Source organism: Bradyrhizobium hereditatis, from assembly GCF_020329435.1.
Taxonomy (GTDB): domain Bacteria; phylum Pseudomonadota; class Alphaproteobacteria; order Rhizobiales; family Xanthobacteraceae; genus Bradyrhizobium; species Bradyrhizobium hereditatis.
Genome location: NZ_JAGKJK010000020.1, coordinates 24,825 through 40,558, shown reverse-complemented (window position 1 = coordinate 40,558; position 15,734 = coordinate 24,825). Strand labels below are relative to the sequence as shown.

Annotated in this window: 15 protein-coding genes; 8 read left to right on the top strand and 7 right to left on the bottom strand. The window is 61.9% G+C overall.

Annotation, left to right across the window (positions count from 1 at the left end; genetic code table 11):
- Position 1: 1 nt before the first annotated feature.
- The 6 genes from J6524_RS32030 to J6524_RS32005 all read right to left on the bottom strand — a co-directional run bounded on the left by J6524_RS32030 (position 2) and on the right by J6524_RS32005 (position 5,456).
- Entirely contained in the window at positions 2-547 is a 546-nt protein-coding gene (locus tag J6524_RS32030; protein WP_225677886.1) for a TRAP transporter small permease, read from the bottom strand.
- 364 nt (positions 548-911) lie between these two features.
- Positions 912-1,784 carry an ABC transporter ATP-binding protein gene (locus tag J6524_RS32025; protein ID WP_225677885.1) on the bottom strand — a complete coding sequence of 291 codons (873 nt, stop codon included), beginning with the start codon at positions 1,782-1,784 and terminating at the stop codon, positions 912-914.
- The gene (locus J6524_RS32020) at positions 1,781-2,689 is read right to left on the bottom strand and encodes an ABC transporter permease (RefSeq protein WP_376712105.1); all 909 of its coding nucleotides are present in this window, start codon (positions 2,687-2,689) and stop codon (positions 1,781-1,783) included. The genes J6524_RS32025 and J6524_RS32020 overlap by 4 nt, the downstream gene beginning before the upstream one ends.
- Complete coding sequence (locus J6524_RS32015; protein WP_225677884.1) at positions 2,686-4,107, bottom strand: ABC transporter substrate-binding protein; 1,422 nt, start codon at positions 4,105-4,107, stop codon at positions 2,686-2,688. Before J6524_RS32015 ends, J6524_RS32020 begins: the two co-directional genes overlap by 4 nt.
- A 166-nt stretch (positions 4,108-4,273) precedes the next feature.
- The gene (locus J6524_RS32010; RefSeq protein ID WP_225677883.1) at positions 4,274-5,047 is read right to left on the bottom strand and encodes a Crp/Fnr family transcriptional regulator; all 774 of its coding nucleotides are present in this window, start codon (positions 5,045-5,047) and stop codon (positions 4,274-4,276) included.
- A 103-nt stretch (positions 5,048-5,150) separates the two neighbouring features.
- Positions 5,151-5,456: a DUF971 domain-containing protein gene (locus J6524_RS32005; protein WP_225677882.1), complete on the bottom strand. Its 306-nt coding sequence runs from the start codon at positions 5,454-5,456 to the stop codon at positions 5,151-5,153.
- Positions 5,457-5,679: 223 nt separating this feature from the next.
- On the opposite strand from J6524_RS32005, the gene J6524_RS32000 reads away from it, so the two are divergent.
- The 4 genes from J6524_RS32000 to J6524_RS31985 all read left to right on the top strand — a co-directional run bounded on the left by J6524_RS32000 (position 5,680) and on the right by J6524_RS31985 (position 9,444).
- Entirely contained in the window at positions 5,680-6,453 is a 774-nt protein-coding gene (locus J6524_RS32000; RefSeq protein ID WP_225677881.1) for a ferredoxin--NADP reductase, read from the top strand.
- A 168-nt stretch (positions 6,454-6,621) separates the two neighbouring features.
- A complete protein-coding gene (locus J6524_RS31995; RefSeq protein ID WP_225677880.1) occupies positions 6,622-8,364 on the top strand; it encodes a fumarate reductase/succinate dehydrogenase flavoprotein subunit in 1,743 nt (580 codons plus the stop codon).
- Between the two features lie 28 nt (positions 8,365-8,392).
- Positions 8,393-8,611, top strand: coding sequence for a 4Fe-4S dicluster domain-containing protein (locus J6524_RS37755; protein ID WP_312002516.1), 219 nt, complete (start codon positions 8,393-8,395; stop codon positions 8,609-8,611).
- On the top strand, positions 8,518-9,444 hold the full coding sequence (locus J6524_RS31985; protein ID WP_312002519.1) for a HEAT repeat domain-containing protein: 927 nt from the start codon (positions 8,518-8,520) through the stop codon (positions 9,442-9,444). The genes J6524_RS37755 and J6524_RS31985 overlap by 94 nt, the downstream gene beginning before the upstream one ends.
- Before the next feature lie 82 nt (positions 9,445-9,526).
- Here J6524_RS31985 and J6524_RS31980 read toward each other — a convergent pair whose 3' ends face one another.
- Positions 9,527-10,498, bottom strand: a complete 972-nt coding sequence (locus tag J6524_RS31980; RefSeq protein WP_225677879.1) for a LysR family transcriptional regulator — start codon at positions 10,496-10,498, stop codon at positions 9,527-9,529.
- 147 nt (positions 10,499-10,645) lie between these two features.
- Here J6524_RS31980 and J6524_RS31975 point away from each other — a divergent pair, with 147 nt between their 5' ends.
- The 4 genes from J6524_RS31975 to fba are packed head-to-tail and all read left to right on the top strand — an operon-like array spanning position 10,646 to position 15,724.
- A complete protein-coding gene (locus tag J6524_RS31975; protein ID WP_225677878.1) occupies positions 10,646-11,683 on the top strand; it encodes a class 1 fructose-bisphosphatase in 1,038 nt (345 codons plus the stop codon).
- 13 nt (positions 11,684-11,696) lie between these two features.
- On the top strand, positions 11,697-12,572 hold the full coding sequence (locus tag J6524_RS31970; protein WP_225677877.1) for a phosphoribulokinase: 876 nt from the start codon (positions 11,697-11,699) through the stop codon (positions 12,570-12,572).
- A complete protein-coding gene (gene tkt / locus J6524_RS31965; RefSeq protein ID WP_225677876.1) occupies positions 12,569-14,608 on the top strand; it encodes a transketolase in 2,040 nt (679 codons plus the stop codon). Before J6524_RS31970 ends, tkt begins: the two co-directional genes overlap by 4 nt.
- A 30-nt stretch (positions 14,609-14,638) precedes the next feature.
- Entirely contained in the window at positions 14,639-15,724 is a 1,086-nt protein-coding gene (gene fba / locus J6524_RS31960; RefSeq protein ID WP_225677875.1) for a class II fructose-bisphosphate aldolase, read from the top strand.
- Positions 15,725-15,734: the final 10 nt, after the last annotated feature.

Below are 15,734 nucleotides of genomic sequence, written 5' to 3'. Positions count from 1 at the left end.
GTCAGACCCCGCTCTGCATGGCGCGTTCGACGATTTCCTCGGCGGTCTGCGGCTTCGGCAATTCGTAGCGCGGCGCGAAGCCGCGCAGCACATGGATCAGCTCATCGACAAAGGCGATGAAGAGAATGGCGAGGCCGCTACTGTAGCCGAGTTGCGGAATCCACAGCGGTACCGCGATGACGCCTTGCGAGATGTCGGAAAATTTCCACGACTGCCAGGTCATGATCGCGGCATGCCATGCGAAAAAGCCGATGAAGCCGACGCCGACGAGGAGCGCTACGATCTCGACATAATGGCGGACGTTGTCGTTGAGGCGGTCGATCAAAAGGCCGACGCGGATCATCTCGCCGTGCTTGAACGTATGGGCGAGCCCGAGGAAAGCGGTCGCCGCCATGCACCAGGAGATGAAATCATCGCCTGCCGGAATATTGATGCCGAGCGGCCGGCCGCCCGACAGCAGCAGCATCAGCACGAAAATCGTGATGAGGAAAAGTCCGGCGAGATAGCCTGAGAAAAGGTAGAGCCGGTCAAGAAGTATGCGGATCATGATGTACCTTCTCCCTCGCACGCGCATTGCCCGGAAGCAATAGACGTACCGCTTCCGGAAACCATTCTCCTCTGGAAGGACGTATCGATTCATGCCCGCCGAAGCGGAGCACCGAAATCAGCCCCTCCAGGGGACAGGTTTTCGGAGTTGCCGGGGACAGTCAAGGCGGAGGAAGGTCGCCTCTCGATTGAGAGCATCCGCCCCAACCCGGCACGGACGGGCGCTCGGCATCAAGCCGGAAGGCGCTAGATCACACGCTAAAGTGGCGAACAAGCTGGTAAGCGCCTAGGATGGAGAATCCGCCGCCGAGGGCGCGCTTCGAAGCGGAACGTTGAACTCCGAGCGATCGATGTCGGAGTTCAATTCAGAGAATTTCCGCAAGCGAGTGGCCGTGCAGGTCGATACTCAGGCCCTGCATGGCGGAGTCGTTGATCTCGCCGCCCATGGCCTTCAGGCTTTCCTCCCTGATCAGGGACATCAACCCGCGGCGCAGCGCCAAAAATTCCGATGACATCATCATTGATTGTTGTCGAGGCCGTTCCAGTGGAATGGGAATCTCGGCCTTGATCGAGCCGGGACGCGCGGTCATGCAGTAGACGCGGTCGGACAGGAAAATCGCCTCATCGATGTCGTGGGTGACGAACAGCACCGATATCTTCAGCCGCTGCCAGAGATTCGTGAGGATCTGCTGCATGATGACACGGGTTTGCGCATCGAGCGCTCCGAACGGCTCATCCAGCAGCAGCACCTTCGGCCCGGTCGCCAGCGCGCGGACGATGCCGACGCGCTGCTTCATGCCGCCGGAGAGACGCTCTGGATAATGCTTTTCGAACGCCTCGAGACCGGCAAGCCCGAGCAGCGTGCGTGCGGCGCGCTCGCGCTGCGAGCTCGGCATGCCACGCATCTTCAGGCCGAACTCGACGTTCTCGCGCACCGTTTTCCAGGGAAACAGCGAATATTGCTGAAACACCATGCCGCGTTCAGCGCTCGGCCCGTTGACCTCTTCATCATCGACCTTCACGGTGCCTGTGGTCGGCTTTAAAAAGCCGGCGACTGCATTAAGCAGCGTGGACTTTCCGCATCCGGAGGGGCCGACGATCGAGACGAACTCACCGGGACGCACGCTGATGCGGGTGTTGCTGACGGCCTCGACTGGTCCCTCCAGCGTCTCGTAGCTGAGCGCGAAATCGCTGACTTCGATGTGGCCCTTTGGCGGGCGCAGCTCGATCTGGCTCATTTCGACCTCCACGGCATGACGAGCTGTCCCGCACCGCGGATCAGGACGCTCGATCCTAATCCCAGAATGCCGATCGCGATCATGCCGAGCGCGATGTCGGCGTATTGGACCAGCGAATAGGCTTCCCAGGTGAAGTACCCGATGCCGTATTGACCCGAGATCATCTCGGCGGCGATCAGCGAGACCCAGGCGACGCCCATGCCAACCGTCAGGCCCGTGAAGATGTGCGGCAGCGAAGCCGGGAAATACACTTCGCGGAAGATGGAGCGTTCCCGCGCCCCGAGGCATTGCGCCGCACGCACCAGCACGGGATCGACCAGTGACATGCCGTGCAGCGTGTTCACCAGGATCGGGAAGAACGAGCCGAGAAAGGTGATGAAAACGATGCTCTGTTCGTTGGTCGGCCACAGCATGATCGCCATCGGCACCCAGGCAATTGCCGGAATGGGACGCAAGACTTCCGCGATCGGGAAGACCACCTGATGGATCAGCTTGAAGCGGCCCATCACCAGGCCAAGCGGCACGCCGATGAGAGCGGCCAGCGAGAAGCCAATGAAGATACGCCTGCAGCTGAGCAGGATATGCATCATGAACTTGGGGTCGTGGCTTGCCTTGGTGAAGCTCTCATACACCGCTAGCGGCGACGGAACGTTGGTGAAGCGCACGAAGAATACGACACGATACTTCGTAAGCAGATGCCAGACGATCAGGAAGGCGAGGAGCGAGAGCGCCCCGATCAGGGTGGCCATCAGACGCCGCTTGTTGACCCGGTACCAGCGCAGCGCGAGCGCGCCGAACGACGGCGGCCCATGCGCCGGCGCGACCGGCGCTGCCTCTGTATTGCTGGCCGCAGGGATCGTCGACACGGGTTCTTCTTGATGACGCAGGACGGCGGGACCGCTCACGTCCTTCCCCCGCCGACAGCCGATTTCACCGCGTCCTCGAAGCCGAGCACCTTGCCGCTGATCTTCGCTGCATAGGCCTCGGCGTCCTTCTTCAAGAGGAACGGCGCGATTTCGCCGCCGCCAACCGCGAAGAAGGCTTGGTCGGCGAACAGCTTGATGCCGCGTGAGGTGTCGAAGACATATGCCATATTGATCTTCTTGCCCCTGCTCTTGAAATCGGCGTAGGCGCCAAGCGTGCAGCTTGCGCTGGAGAAGGCAAGGATGCCGTCTTCCTCGACCCAGACCTCGCCCGCCTTGCGCGGATCGGTGACCGGCTTCTTGCAGAACTTGTCGTCGCCGGTAACCTCGTAGTTCTTGGTGCTCGCAAGCTGCGCGTCATAGTCGAGCTTCATCTCGGCGAAGGCCTTCCGGATGTAGGACTCGTCGACCCACTTCTTGGGTTCGAATTCCTTCATGCGCCCCAGCTTCTGCAGCACCTTGACGTCAGTTTCGGCGGCCTCGATCAACGCCGGCTTGATCGTTGGATCGGTCGTCATGTTGCCGCTCGGCCCAAGGAAAATGTAGACGACTTCCTTGTTGATACCGGTCCATTCCTGGATCTTCTCGGCTGCGAGTTTCGGATTCTCGCGCAGCCACCGATTTGCGGCCATGAGGGCCTTCAGATAGGCGACGACCACTTCAGGATATTTCTCGGCGAAGTCGGTGCGCACCACGACGCCGTGCCAGGTCGGAAAATCCGTCTCGACGCCGTCGAAGATTTTCCGTGCGAAGCCGCGGAACGGCAACAGTTCGGCGAACGGCACAAAGTCCGCATGCGCGTCGATCTTCTTTTCCTGCAGGTTGGTCGACCCGACTTCGGGACTCTGGCTGACGAGCTGGAAGAAGTCGGCCGGATAGCCACGGTCCTGCAGCGCCTTCAGCACCATGCCGTGCGCAGCCGAGCCGAAGGGCACGCTGACCAGCTTGCCCTTCAGATCCGCGAACTCATAATAGGGCGAGTCCTTGTGAACGACGATGCCGTTGCCGGACCCGGCCATGCTGTAGGCAGCGACCGCGATCAGCCGGCTCTTGCTGTCCGGATTATTCTGGAAGGTGAAGCCGTTCACGATCAGCGGATAGTCGCCCATCATGCCGATCTGCAGCTTGTTCGCCATCATGGCGTTGGTGACGGGCGGACCGGAGGTGAAGTTCTGCCATTCGAACTCGAACTTGATGTTGGCGTACTTGCCGTCCTTCGGCAGGTAATTCTCGAGCAGTTTCAGTTGCCGTATCACGACGCCGGCGGTGACGGTGTTGGTGGTGGTGTCTTGCGTGCCGATGCCGATCGTGACCGTCTCAGCGGCCGCGGGATGCGCGAGCATCAGCGTCAGCGAGGTCACCGACATCGCGACCTGAAGCATTGAAAGATGGCGGACCATTCTCATCCTCGTTCGGTTGGATGTGCTGCGGTTGCCATGATTGGAGGAGGTCTAAAGAAGGGCAAACCCGGATTGGCTGCTGCAGTCGATTAGTTGCCGGGAAAAGCCCGTTGCATAGTCCTTGGGCAGTTTCGCGCTGGAAAGGCGCTTGCATGTGCATCGACTCTTAATCGCCGGCATGACCCCGCATCTCCTCCAATAGGTCGGGCCGGCAGACCACGATCTGGGAGCGTTTGGTCTGCACGATTCCCTTTTCCTGCATGCGCTTTAGGCTGATGGTGACCCATTGCCGGGTCGCACCGACCATGTGGGCGATGTCTGCGTGGGTGAAGGCGGCGGCAATAACGGTGCCGTCGGCGTCCTCGACGCCGTAGAGCTCCACGAGATGAAGGAGCAAATGCGCGAGCCGCTGCGTGATCGACCGTGTTCCCAGCATCTGCGCCAGCGCGGAATAGCACTTGCCCTTGAACGCCAGGCCGTCAATCAACCCGATTGCCAGACTGGGGATCTCGGCGGCGAGCGTTCGCAGCTGCTTTCCAGGCAGCTGCACCACGCTGCAATTGGTCGAGGCGACGCCGGACCATTGATGGATGCCGCCGCCGAATACTTCCGGTCCGCCGACGAAATTGCCGGGATGCCAATAGGCGAGGGTGATCTCGCGCCCCTGCGGCGATGTGTAGAATACGCGAATGCGGCCGCTCTCGATCAGGAAGATGCCATCGTGCCGTGCGCCCTGGCTGAACAGTGTCTGTCCGCGGTTGAGCACCTTGCGCCGGCCCTGCTTGAGCACGAGCTCCCGTTCGCGCGGGTTAAGCTTGTCGATCAGCGAAGGCGGACCGCCGATTGCCTCGTCGTGCTCTGTGAGCAGGAGGGAGGAACTGGCGCGCCCTGCGACCTTCGCCGGCGTCCCGCGCGTCGCATTCCCTGCCTGCAGCAACATTGCCGGTCTCCGGATGCTCTAAACCTGACCGGAGAAGCAGCAATCTTCATGCCAGATGGCGGTAGGCCGGTCGTCTGGAGCGCTGCCGGAAATCTTAGCGGATTCAACGGGGCGCGAGTTCTAATAGGTAAGTTTTGGGATAGATGCCGCGGTCGTGTCCGTCGGAGAAGGAGATGTTCAGCCCATAGCCGAGATCGTTCACGCCTGTAATGGCGATGCCCGGGAAACCTGGCGGGAAGCGCTCGTCGAAGCGGGCGCGCGTGCAATGCGCACATTTGCAGGCCGCGCGCAGTGCTTCCGCCGACAATGTCAGGCTTCGTCCATCGCTATCCGCGATCGAAAGTTCGGAAAGATCCGCACTTACTTCGCTGATGATCGCCGCTGAGGCGACGGTTGCAATGGCTGTCATGTCCAACCCTCTCACACGGAATCCTAATCGCCCCGCTGCGCCCTGCACAGCAACTAATTGCCATCTTGGGTGCTGTGGTTCGCAGCCTGCGGGAAAATTAGAAACTAATCGACCGGGAATCCTTCGGCGCGGTTGCGCGCAAATCGGCTTCGCACTGAAACGACAATCATCGCGCGAGACGTTCGCGCGAATTGGAACCAGCGAAGCCAAGGAGAAACGGACGATGAGTGCTTTTCAGAAGGAAACAGTTCTGTCGGTCAGGCACTGGACTGATTCCCTGTTCAGCTTCACCGCGACCCGCGATCCCGGCTTTCGCTTTCAGAATGGCCAATTCGCGATGATCGGGCTTGAGATCGACGGGCGCCCGCTGGTGCGGGCCTACAGCATGGCGAGCGCCAACCACGAGGCAGCGCTGGAGTTCTTTTCGATCAAGGTGCCGGACGGCCCGCTCACCTCGCGCCTGCAGAAGATCAGGGAAGGCGACATTATTCTGGTCGGACGCAAGGCGACCGGCACGCTCATCACCGGCAATCTGATTCCCGGCAAGCGGCTGCTGCTGCTATCGACCGGCACCGGGCTCGCGCCGTTCGCGAGCCTGATCAAGGATCCGGAGGTCTATGAATCCTATGAGACCATCGTGCTGGCCCATGGCTGCCGCCAGGTCTCCGAACTCGCCTATGGCGAGCACCTCGTCGAAGGTCTGCGCGAGCATGAGTTCTTCGGTCCGCTGATCAGGGACAAGCTGATCTATTATCCGACGGTGACGCGCGAGCCGTTCCGCAATCGCGGCCGCATCACCGATCTGATTGCCTCTGGAGAGATTTTCTCCGATCTCGAACTCCCCGGCCTCGATCGCGAGACCGATCGCGTGATGCTGTGCGGCAGCCCCGCAATGCTCGAAGAACTCCATGCCATGCTAACGGTGCGCGGCTTCGTGGAGGGCAATCACAGCGTGCCCGGGCACTTCGTCATCGAAAAGGCCTTTGTCGAGCGATGACGGTGCGTCTGCCTCTTTGTTGGTCAGAGCCACGGCTGTGCTTTGGGCAAACGGACCAAAAACTGACTTTCTCCGTCGGGCGACAACTAATTGCTATCGCCCATAGGCCCCTCTGACGAAATCTGATGCAACGGTGGCCCATTCATGCCGTCGAACCAGGAGCGAATGATGACGATGGATGCGATTGTCGACGGTCTCTCGGAGGTGTCCTGCGACGTGCTCGTCATCGGCGGCGGGACGGCCGGCCCGATGGCGGCGCTTAAGGCGAAGCTCAAAAATCCCAAAGCGAACGTGGTCTTGCTCGAGAAGGCGAACGTCAAACGCTCCGGCGCCATTTCGATGGGCATGGACGGGCTCAACAACGCGGTCATTCCCGGCTATGCGACGCCGGAACAGTACACAAAGGAAATCACCATCGCCAATGACGGCATCGTCGATCAGAAGGCGGTCTATAAATACGCGCAGAACTGCTACAAGATCATTGAGGAACTCGACAGTTTCGGCATCCGCTTCCTGAAGAACGAGAACGGCGACTACGCTGTCAAGAAGGTGCACCACATCGGCACCTATGTGCTGCCGATGCCGAATGGCGAAACCGTGAAGAAGGCGCTGTACCGCCAGCTTCGCCGCGCGCGCATCCTGATCTCCAACCGCTACATGGCGACCCGCCTGCTAAAGGCGGCCGACGGCCGTGCGGCCGGCGTCATCAGCGTGAACACCCGCACGGCCGAATTCCTCGTCATCAAGGCCAAGGCGGTGATTCTGTGCATGGGCGCCGCGGGCCGGCTTGGGCTGCCGACCTCGGGCTACATGTTCGGCACCTACGAGAATGCGGCCAATTCCGGCGACGGCTACGCCATGGCCTATCACGCGGGTGCCGCGCTCGCGAACCTCGAATGCTTTCAGATCAACCCGCTGATCAAGGACTATAACGGCCCGGCCTGCGCCTATGTCGCCGGTCCATTCGGCGCCTATACCGCCAACAACCAAGGTTCGCGCTTCATCGAATGCGACTACTGGTCGGGCCAGATGATGCTGGAGTTCTACAACGAGCTACTGTCGGGTAAGGGCCCGGTGTTCTTGCAGCTCAAGCACCTGCACGAGAAGACGATCGAGGAGATCGAATCAACGCTGCACAAGGTGGAGAGGCCAACGCGCGGCCTGTTTCAGCAGGGGCGGGGCGTCGATTACCGGCACGAATCGATTGAGATGCATATCTCGGAGATCGGCTTCTGCTCGGGCCATAGTGCCTCCGGCGTGTTCGTCGACGACTGCGCGCGCACCACCGTGCCTGGCCTTTATGCCGCAGGTGATATGGCGAGCGTGCCCCACAACTACATGCTCGGCGCGTTCACCAACGGCTCGGTCGCCGGCATCGACGCCATGGAATTCGCCGATAGTCATGATTTCGCTGATGTCGATGCCGAAGACGTCGCGCGGGAACGCGAGCGCGTGCTGGCGCCGACCAGGCGCGAGGACGGCATTCCGCCGAACCAGATCGAATACAAGACGCGGCGCCTGGTTAACGATTATCTGCAGCCGCCGAAGGTGTCCGCCAAGTATTTGCTCGGAGCACGGCGGCTCGCCGAAGTGCGTCAGGATGCCCAAGAGCGCATGATCGCGCGTAACGCGCATGAACTGCTGCGTTCGCTTGAGACCCAGTCGATTCTGGATTGCGCCGATATGGCAGTTCACGCCTCGCTGTATCGCGAGGAAAGCCGCTGGGGTCTTTATCACCTGCGGACGGATTTTCCCGAGAAGGACAATGAGAACTGGTTCTGCCACACCCTGCTCAGCAAGCGGGACGGTAAGATGACGAGCGAGAAGCGCGCGGTGCAGCCCTATGTGGTGCCGATCGCCGATAATGAGAAGGATCTTTACGACAAGCAGCGTATCCGCGTCAGCGCCTGAGCCGGCGAACACCCAACGGAGATTTCAGATGCCCCTCGCTTCCTATCAGACGTCGGTACCGGTTGTCGTCGATGACGCCAAATGTATCGCGGACAAGGGCTGCACCGTCTGCGTCGATGTCTGCCCGCTCGATGTCCTGCGGATCAGCGACGCCTGCAGGCTGCCGACCCGGCGGAACGCCGCGTCGCGATCATTGCGCTCGGCCATTCCGGCGATCCTGCGGCAGTCGGCCATCTCGCCCGCATAGTTGCCGATCCGGATGCAGGCGTGCGCCAGCAGGTGGCGATGGCGCTCGGCGAATTCGATGGACCGGAGGCCGCCGAGGCGCTGGCAGGACTCCTGGTTGATCCGGAACGGATCGTCGCCCAGGCCGCAGCCGATAGCATGGCCGAGCTCAAGGATCCGGCCTGCGCCGATGTGATCCTGCCGCTTGTCAGGCACGCGCACGCTTTTGTCCGGATCGGCGCGCTCCGCGCACTCAAGGAACTGCGCCGCAAGGATACCTTAAAGCCGGCGCTGGAAGCGTTGCATGACCATGATGCTGCCGTGCGCGTGCAGGCGATCGGCGTCATCGGCTTTCTCAAGCTTGAAGAGTCCATTCCGGCGCTGACCGCGCTGATCGGCGATCCCGACGCCCATGTGCGGCGAGCCGCGGTGAGCGCGCTTGCGTTCTCGCAGATGAAGTCCGCGGCCGAGACCATCACCCGCGCGCTCAAGGACGAGGACTGGATGGTTCGAGAGATGGCTGCCGAGACATTGGGCCTCAATGCCAATGGTGCGCTGGCGGCCGATCAGCTGATATCGTGCGTGGTTGACGCCTTTTGGCAGGTTCGCCTCAAGGCGATTCGCAGCCTTGGCCGGATGAAGATCGATCGCGCGGTGCGGCCGATCGGCAGTTGCGTCTCCCACGAGCAAGCCAATCTGCGTAAGGAAGCGGCGGCCGCGCTTGGGGAGATCGCGAGCGTCGATGGCGAGCCGTTCCTTGCGATGATTGCCAACGATCCCGATCCGGATGTGCGGAAGAATGCGCGCTGGGCGCTGCAGCAGATCGCTGCGCGAAAGGCAAAGGCAGGTTCGTAAGGACGAACCTCTTCGATCCGCGGCATCGGACGCCGCGTTGGGACCGCGTCCTCGTCTCGCACCAGGCCCATAGAAGACCGCGTCAGCCGCGCCTGGCGCGGACTGATGGCCGGGTGAGGCGCAGCCGGCGATGGGTGCGGGGCAGGAACTGCTTGCCCTTGGCGCTGAGGAAATCGAGCATCGCCTGCGCCGGTGGCAGCAAGACCTTGTCCTTGCGCGCCAATGCGAACCACTGCCGCACAATCGGCAGGCCATCGACATCGAGGGTCACCAAGCGCCGTTCGTCGAGTTCGGTCGCGACCGTGTGCGCAGAGATGAAGGCGATGCCTAACCCTGCGATCACCGCCTGCTTGATGGTCTCGTTGCTGCTCATCGCGAGACCGATCCTGGGACGGATGCCAGACTTTTCGAACAATTGTTCCATCAGCCCGCGCGTTCCAGATCCCGGCTCGCGCGTCAGGAAAGTTTCGCCGGCGAGTTCGCGCGGCGCGATGCCGGATTTTCGCGCGAGCCGATGTGCGGTCGGCGCGATGATGACGTGGGGATGATCGCCGATCAGGTGGACGTTCATGTCGATGTCGGCGGGCGGACGGCCCATGATCGCGAAATCGAGATCGTAACCCCGCAGTGCCTCGCCGACCTCCTGTCGGTTGCCGATCGAGAGGGTGATTTCAACGTTCGGATAGAGCTTTGAAAATCCGGAGATCATGAACGGCACGAAATACTTCGCCGTCGAGACCGCACCAATCGAGATGCGGCCCGCGGTCTTTCCCGCCATCATCTCCAGCGTGGTCTCGCAGTCGGTGATCGCCGCCTCGATTCGCTCGGCGAGCGCCAATACTTCGCGCCCGGCATCCGTTAGCAGCATGCCGTCGCCGGTGCGCTGGATCAGCGGCAATCCTGCGACCGCCTGCAGGTTGCGCAGCTGCAGTGTCACCGCGGGCTGCGTCAGGTAGAGCTGCTTCGACGCCGCGGTCACCGAGCGATGCTTCTGCACGGCGGCCAGCGCGCGCAATTGGCGGATGGTCAATTCCCGTAGCAGCCGGCCAGCCATGAGCACGCCCATTATAATAAAAACTTTGCTCTGACCAAAGATAACAAAATTTCCCTAATTCGGCAAATTGCGTTTCCTTAAACAGAGCGGCTCGCCAGACCGGCGGACGCTTCGACCGCGCCAGAGAGCGCGCCCGGGGAGACGGCCATGGACGAACGCGTGACGCTGCGTTCACATCTCGATCAATCCGTTCCGCGCATCCCACACGGCGCTGCGGTCGGTGCGGTGATTGAAGCCATTGCCCTTGCTGCAATCGAGCTCGCTGCACTGATAGCCGATGGACCGCTTGCGGGCATCAATGGACAGGATGGCGGCGTCAATTCCGATGGTGACCGGCAAAAGGACATCGACATCATCGCTGACGGCATGATGCGGCGCGCGCTGCGCGCTGCGCCGGTCGCGGCGGTTCTTTCCGAGGAAGCGGAGCTGCCGGAAACCTTTCGGCCCGAGGCGTGCCTCTGTGTTGCGATCGACCCGCTCGATGGATCGGCTAACCTTGAAAACAACATCTCGATGGGCACCATCTTTTCGATCCGCCCGCGGGGCAATGACATCCTTTCGACCTTCTTCGAGCCCGGCACGGCGCAGTGCGCCGCAGGTTTCATCGTCTACGGTCCGCAGACCACGCTCGTTCTCGCGCTCAACGCGCGTGTCGATATCTTCATTCTCGACAGGCGCTCACGGGCATTTTTGCTGATCCGGCAAGCGGTGCAGGTCGCGCGCGATACGCCGGAGTTCGCCATCAATGCATCCAATCGCCGGCACTGGCATGGTCCCGTTCGCGCCTACATCGATGAATGTCTGGCCGGCACCAGCGGCGGTAGCGAAGCAGATTTCAACATGCGCTGGATCGGTTCGCTGGTTGCGGAATCGCTGCGCATCCTGGCGCGTGGCGGCGTGTTTCTTTATCCGGCCGATGCCCGCCCCAGCTATCGCGAAGGCAGGATTCGTCTGCTGTACGAAGCGCATCCGATGGCGCTGATCATGGAATGGGCGGGCGGTGCGGCCTCGACCGGGCGGCGGCGAATTCTTGAGCTGGGCGCGAAGACTCCGCACCAGCGGGTGCCGCTGATCATGGGTTCCGCGCGCGCCGTGCGCGACGTCGCCGCCATCCACGAGCGGATCGAACCGATGTTTGACAATAGCGATGCGCCCCTATTCGCGCGGCGCGGACTGTTTCTCTGACGGGGCGCTTACGATGTCGCGGGCTCATCCCATCATATCGATTACGGGTTCGTCGGGCGCCGGCACGACGTCGGTGAAGAAGACGTTCGAGCAGATATTCCGCCGCGAAAAGGTGGTTGCGGCTTACATCGAGGGCGACGCCTTCCATCGTTATAATCGTTTCGAGATGCGCACCAAGATGCGGGAGGAGGCCGAGCGCGGCAATAAGCTTTTCAGCCATTTCAGCCCTGAGACAAATCTGTTCGAAGAACTCGAAAGAGTGTTTCGCGATTACGGTGAATCCGGCACCGGCATGACGCGCCATTACGTCCACGACGACGAAGAGGCGAAGCTGTACGGCGCCAAGCCAGGCACGTTCACCGAATGGGAGCAATTGCCGGAAGGTTCCGACCTGCTGTTCTACGAAGGCCTGCACGGCGCCGTCGTGACCGACAAGGTCAACGTGGCGCAGCATGCCGATCTCAAGATCGGCGTCGTGCCGGTGATCAACCTGGAATGGATCCAGAAGCTGCATCGCGATCGTCGCGACCGCGGCTATAGCGCCGAGGCGGTGACCGACACCATCCTGCGGCGGATGCCTGATTACGTGAACTACATCTGTCCGCAGTTCGCCGAGACCGACATCAATTTCCAGCGCGTGCCGACCGTCGATACGTCGAATCCGTTTATCGCGCGGTGGATCCCGACGCCGGATGAATCGATGGTGGTGATCCGCCTCAAGAATCCGCGCGGCATCGATTTTCCCTATCTGCTCTCGATGATTCCGCACAGCTTCATGTCGCGCGCCAACTCGATCGTGATCCACGGGGCGAAGCTCGATCTGGCGATGCAGCTCATCCTCACTCCGCTGATCCTGCAACTGATGGAACGCAAGAGGCGAACGATATGAACGCTCCCGTCCTGTCCCGCACAGCAAGCCGTCCCGATGTGTCACATGCGGAGATGGCAAACGCTATCCGTTTCCTGGCGATCGACGCGGTCGAGAAGGCCAAATCCGGTCATCCGGGCATGCCGATGGGCATGGCTGACGTCGCAACCGTGCTGTTTTCGCGCTTCCTCAAATTCGATCCCTCGGACCCGGCGTGGCCGGATCGGGACCGTTTCGTTTTGTCGGCCGGCCATGGCTCGATGCTGCTGTATGCGCTGCTGTATCTCACGGGATACGAAGGCATGACGCTGAGTGAGCTCAGGGCCTTCCGGCAGTGGGGCTCAAAGACGCCGGGACATCCCGAGTATGGTCATACGGCGGGAGTGGAGACGACCACCGGATCGCTCGGGCAGGGCATTGCCACCGCCGTCGGCATGGCGCTGGCCGAGCGGCTGATGAATGCCCGTTTTGGCGACGATTGCGTCGACCATTTCACCTACGTTATCGCGGGCGATGGCTGCCTGATGGAGGGGATCAGCCACGAGGCGATCTCGCTGGCCGGGCATCTCAGGCTCAATCGCCTGATCGTGCTGTTCGACGACAATGAAATCTCGATCGACGGCGCCACGTCGCTATCCTGTTCGGATGATCAGCTCGCACGGTTCAACGCTGCGGGATGGTCCGCCTGCCGGATCGACGGCCACGATCCCGAAGCAATCGCTGCCGCGATCGAGCGGGCGCGCAACAGCGACCGTCCGTCGCTGATCGCCTGCCGCACTGTCATCGGCTACGGCGCGCCGAACCGGCAAGGCACCGAAAAAGTCCATGGCGCGCCGCTGGGCGGCGAGGAAACCGGCAAGACGCGCGAGGTGCTGAAGTGGCCGTATGCGCCATTCGAGATCCCCGAAGCAGTCCTCGCGAAGTGGCGTGAGGCGGGCTGCCGCGGGCGTGCCGCCCGCCGCTGCTGGATCGAGCGGACGAGGCGTCCGTGTTCTGATTCCCGTTCGCCATTTCACGATGCGCTGAATCGCAACCTGCCGTGCAGCTATGCGCAGGCAATGACACGGCTGCGCGATGACTTGGCGACCGAGCAGCCGAATATTGCCACCCGGCAGGCATCGCAGCGCGTGATCGATGCGATCGCCGAAGTGCTGCCCAATCTGCTTGGTGGCTCGGCGGATCTAACTCACTCCAACCTGACGCGGGCGAGGAGCCAGCGACCGGTACAGCCCGGCTCCTTCGAAGGCAGCTATGTTCACTACGGCGTCCGCGAGCACGCCATGGCGGCGGCAATGAACGGCATCGCGCTGCACGGCGGTTTCATCCCCTACGGCGGCACGTTCCTCAGCTTCGCTGATTACAGCCGTCCAGCGATCCGGCTGGCGGCGCTGATGAATATTCGCGTCGTTCACGTGATGACGCACGACTCCATCGGGCTGGGCGAGGATGGTCCCACCCATCAGCCGGTCGAACACCTGGCATCGCTTCGAGCGATCCCCAATCTGCTGGTGTTCCGGCCCGGCGATGCCGTCGAGACCGCGGAAGCCTGGGATTGCGCCCTTCGAGCACACGCCAATCCCTCCGTGCTGTGCCTGTCGCGACAAGCGCTTCCGGCGTTCCGCGATACCACAAGTGACGTCAATCAGGTCGCGTTCGGGGCTTACGTTGTGGTCGATCCGGAGGAGGACCGCGACATCACGCTGATCGCAACCGGCTCCGAAGTTTCGATCGCGCTCGCGGCGGCAAAATTGCTGGCTAACGAAGGCGTCCGTGCTGCAGTCGTCTCGGCGCCATGCTTCGAACTGTTCCGCCGGCAATCGCGCGAATACCGGACCGCGGTTCTCGGACGCGTCCCGCGGATCGGCATCGAGGGCGCGATCGAGGGCGACTGGGCGCGTTGGCTCGGGGACAGCGGCGAATTTGTCGGCATGACCGGCTTCGGCGCATCTGCTCCGGCGGAAATCCTCTATCGCGAATTTGGCATCACTGCGAACGCCGTTGCAATGGCGGCCCTGCGCTGCATCGCGCGATCGCGGATCACGGCACGCTCGGCATGAGCACGCGCGAACAGTGACACGGAGGCTCCGATGGCGCGAATTACCTTAAGGCAGTTACTGGATCATGCCGCCGAGCATGGCTACGGCGTGCCGGCATTCAACATCAATAACATGGAGCAGGGCCTTGCCATCATGGAAGCGGCAGCGGCCGTCGATGCGCCCGTCATCACCCAGGCCTCGCGCGGCGCGCGCTCCTACGCCAACGACATCATGCTGGCGAAGATGATCGATGCGCTGGAAGAGATGTATCCGCAGATCCCGCTCTGCCTGCACCAGGATCACGGCAACGAGGAATCGACCTGCGCCACCGCGCTGCAACACGGTTTCACTTCCGTGATGATGGACGGCTCGCTGAAGGCCGATGCCAAGACGCCCGCGAGCTATGAATACAATATCGACATCACCCGCCGCGTGGTTGACATGGCGCACTGGATCGGCGCCTCCGTCGAAGGTGAGCTCGGCGTGCTCGGCTCGCTGGAGCATGGCGGCGGCGAGCAGGAGGACGGCCATGGCGTCGAAGGCGAGGTCAGCCACGATCAGCTGCTGACCGATCCGGATCAGGCGGTCGATTTCGTTCGCGCCACCAAGGTCGATGCGCTGGCGATTGCGATGGGCACTTCGCACGGCGCCTACAAATTCTCGCGCAAGCCGGACGGTGACATTCTCGCGATGAGGGTGGTCGAGGAAATCCATCACCGGCTGCCCAATACACATCTGGTGATGCATGGGTCATCCTCGGTGCCGCAGCCGCTGCAGGACGCCTTCAACCAGTTCGGCGGCGAGATGCCGCAGACCTGGGGCGTGCCGGTCGAAGAAATCGTCCGCGGCATCAAGCACGGCGTCCGCAAGGTCAATATCGATACCGACTGCCGGCTGGCGATGACGGCAGCGTTCCGCAAAGTTGCAACTCAGAGCAGGAGCGAGTTCGATCCGCGCAAATTCCTGAAACCGGCGATGGATGGGTTGCGCGATCTTTGCCGCGAGCGTTTCGAGCAATTCGGCACCGCAGGGCATGCGTCCCACATCAAGGTCATCCCATTGGCCGAGATGGCGCGGCGCTACCGCTCCGGTGCACTCGATCCACGAATTGGAGGAATAGCCGATGCCGCAGAATGAGCTGATGACG